This window comes from Actinoplanes sp. NPDC048791 (assembly GCF_040650095.1).
Classification (GTDB): Bacteria; Actinomycetota; Actinomycetes; order Mycobacteriales; family Micromonosporaceae; genus Actinoplanes.
Window position 1 is genome coordinate 1 of sequence record NZ_JBEZGQ010001006.1, and the last position, 2,988, is coordinate 2,988.

The following is a 2,988-nucleotide window of genomic DNA, read 5'->3' on the forward strand; positions in this document are numbered from 1 at the left end:
CCAGAGTAAAGGCCGCACCGCGATGCGGTCCGGCCTTCTTCATGTGATCTTCAGCACGCCATCGCTAAGCTCATCGATGTGCGTCTCACCACGGCCGCCGTCGTGCTCGCGCTCGCCGGGTCTCTGACGGCCTGCGCCGGCCCGGGCAACACCCCATCCGGTACGCCCACAGCAAAGTCCGAGACGGTAACTCTGTGGGCCAGCGCGGCACCCGCCCCGCCCCAGGTGGTGCCGCCACCAGTCCCCGGCACACCCGGAGTGGGCTGTGACGGCCGGCGGATCCAGCCGGCCCAGCCGAAGCGGATGGGCTCGGCCCCGCCGCGACCGATGACCAGCGCGGAAGCCGACGCCGCCGAACGGGCCCGCCGGGCACTGGAGGCAGCCAACCCGCCGCTGCCCCGGCGTGGTCCGCTGCCGTCCGCGGCGGCAGCCCAGGCCGAAACGTGCGCCCGCAACCTGTCGCCGCAGCTCAACCTCCTGATGCACGCCTCCGGCCCGCTCGACGAGCAAACCCTGCGCGCGCTTCTCACCCGCGAGGGCTTGACCGGCGTGGCGATCGGCCCGGGACCGAACTTCGCAGCCGCGACCGGCACCGCCTGCGTGCACGGCAGCCTCGCCGGAGAACGACCGGAAATGAGCATCGGCCCACCCGCCCCCGACGGCACCTGCCACCCCTGATCCCGCCGGCCTCAGCCCCAGGCGCGTTTCAGGGCGACCCGCGCCTCCAGCTCCAGCAGCTGCCGCTTGCGAGGCAGCCCACCGCCGAACCCGGTCAGCTTGCCGCCCGCTCCGACCACCCGATGGCACGGCACGATCACCGGCACCGGGTTGTGATTGCAAGCCGTCCCCACCGCACGGGCCGCGCCCGGATCACCCAATGCGGTCGCGATCGCCCCGTAAGTCAGCATCTCGCCGTACGGGATAGCGACGATCTGTCCCCACACAGCCCGCTCGAAATCGGATCCGCCGCGCAGCTCGACCGGCACCGTGAAATCCGTCAGCGCACCGGCGAAGTAGGCCTTGAGCTGCTCGACGGCCGGATGCTCGGCCGCCTCGCCGGAGGTCGCGCCGAACCGCACGCCGACCACGACGTCGCCGTCGAGCCGGACGCCCAGCGGTCCGATGGGGGAGTCCACGAGCAGCTGCATGACCCGATTGTGCCGCGCGGGTACGACAGTCAGGAGGTGTGGCCCTGCTCGCGGGCCCAGCGGCGCAGCTCCGCCTCGGCCTCGTCGCGGTCCAGCGGCCCGCGGTCCAGCCGCAGCTCCTTGAGGAAACGCCAGGCCTGGCCGACGATCGGTCCCGGCGGCACGCCCAGCAGTTCCATGATCGCGTTGCCGTCCAGGTCGGGCCGGACCCGGGCCAGGTCCTCCTCGGCCTCGATCCGGGCGATCCGCTCCTCGAGCGCGTCGTAGTCGGCGGACAGCGCCGCCGCCTTGCGCTTGTTGCGGGTCGTGCAGTCGGAACGCGTCAGCTTGTGCAGCCGTGGCAGCAGCTCGCCGGCGTCGGTGACGTAGCGCCGCACCGCCGAGTCGGTCCACTCGCCGCGGCCGTACCCGTAGAAGCGCAGGTGCAGCGCGACCAGCTCGACCACCTGGGACGTGACGTCCTTGGGGTACTTCATGGCCTTCATCCGCTGCTTGGTGAGCCGCGCGCCGACCACCTCGTGGTGGTGGAAGCTGACCCGCCCGTCGCGGCCGACCGCCTTGGTGGCCGGCTTGCCGACGTCGTGCATCAGCGCCGCCATCCGCAGCACGAAGTCCGGCCCGGCGTCACCCTCGAGCCGGATCGCGTTGGTGACCACGATCAGCGTGTGCTCGTAGACGTCCTTGTGCTGGGCGTGCTCGTCGATCTCCAGCTTGAGCCCGGAGATCTCCGGGATGAACCGGTCGGCCAGGCCGGTGTCGACCAGCAGCCGCAGCCCGGCGATCGGGTCGAGCCCGCAGAGCAGCTTGGTGAACTCGTCGCGGATCCGCTCGGCGGTGATCCGGTCCAGGTCGGCGGCCATCTCCGTCATGGCCTCGACGACCGGCTTGTCCACGGCGAAGCGCAGCTTGGCGGCGAACCGGGCCGCGCGCAGCATCCGAAGTGGATCATCAGTGAACGACGACGCGGGCGCGGCCGGCGTCCGGATCAGCCCGGCGGCCAGATCCTCGAGCCCCCCGTACGGGTCGGTGAAGACGTGACCCGGCAGGCTGACCGCCATCGCGTTGATCGTGAAGTCGCGCCGGCGCAGGTCGTCGAGCAGGTTGTCGCCGTACTCCACCACCGGGTTGCGGGTCACCCCGTCGTACGCCTCGGCCCGGTACGTGGTGATCTCGAGCCGCAGGCCGTCCTTCTGGATGCCGATCGTGCCGAACTCGCGGCCGGTCTCCCAGATGGCGTCCGCCCAGCCCTTGACCAGGGCGAGCGTCTGCTCGGGCCGGGCGTCGGTGCAGAAGTCGAGGTCGTCGCCGAGCCGGCCGAGCAGCGCGTCCCGCACCGAACCGCCGACCAGGTGCAACTCATGGCCGGCGGCGCCGAAACGGCGTCCCAGCTCATCGGCGACGGGGGAGACGCGCAGCAACTCCGTGACGGCGTTGCGCTGGGCTCGGCTCAACTCAGACATGGGACGACCAGGGTAGCGTCCCGGCCTCAGCTCAAGGGCGGTGGGCAGGGGCTTCCTGGCAGTCTCCGGAGGCGACGGGCAGGATGGACGGCGTGCCCGTTTCCGCGGCGCTGCGTCGCCTCAGTGAGGACCCGCGGTTCTGGTCCTTTCTGCTGGTGCACGACGGCGCGTTACCCGATCCCGACCCGGTCGAGCTGCGCGTCAGCCTCCCGGTCACCGGCGGCTACGGCCTTGTGCTCGACCTCGACCTGGTCACCGGCGAGCAGACCCTCGGCCTGCGCGAGCCCGCGAGCAGCGAGCCCGTGCAGCTCGGCTGGGCCGCGCCGGGCCGGCCGTACCCGGCGGCGCTGCGCTGGCACGAGCTGGAGCTGTGCGCCCGG

Annotated in this window: 3 protein-coding genes and 1 pseudogene; 2 read left to right on the forward strand and 2 right to left on the reverse strand. The window is 72.0% G+C overall.

Annotated elements, in window-relative coordinates:
- The first annotated feature begins 78 nt into the window (after nucleotides 1-78).
- Nucleotides 79-678, forward strand: coding sequence for a hypothetical protein (locus AB0C29_RS41220; RefSeq protein WP_360832636.1), 600 nt, complete (start codon nucleotides 79-81; stop codon nucleotides 676-678).
- Nucleotides 679-689: 11 nt separating this feature from the next.
- Here the strand turns inward: AB0C29_RS41220 and AB0C29_RS41225 are convergent, their stop codons facing one another.
- Nucleotides 690-1,148 (reverse strand): methylated-DNA--[protein]-cysteine S-methyltransferase, encoded by a 459-nt coding sequence (locus AB0C29_RS41225; RefSeq protein WP_360832639.1) that lies wholly within the window; start codon nucleotides 1,146-1,148, stop codon nucleotides 690-692.
- A gap of 29 nt (nucleotides 1,149-1,177) precedes the next feature.
- Nucleotides 1,178-2,608: a CCA tRNA nucleotidyltransferase gene (locus tag AB0C29_RS41230; RefSeq protein WP_360832642.1), complete on the reverse strand. Its 1,431-nt coding sequence runs from the start codon at nucleotides 2,606-2,608 to the stop codon at nucleotides 1,178-1,180.
- Nucleotides 2,609-2,691: 83 nt separating this feature from the next.
- Between AB0C29_RS41230 and AB0C29_RS41235 the strand changes: the two are divergent.
- Nucleotides 2,692-2,988 (forward strand): annotated as a pseudogene (locus AB0C29_RS41235) (hypothetical protein); the annotation flags it as partial.

Bases quoted from the DNA above. Each gene is read 5' to 3' on its own strand.
- AB0C29_RS41230 (WP_360832642.1), bottom strand. From the start codon at position 2,608: ATGTCTGAGTTGAGCCGAGCCCAGCGCAACGCCGTCACGGAGTTGCTG.
- AB0C29_RS41225 (WP_360832639.1), bottom strand. From the start codon at position 1,148: ATGCAGCTGCTCGTGGACTCCCCCATCGGACCGCTGGGCGTCCGGCTC.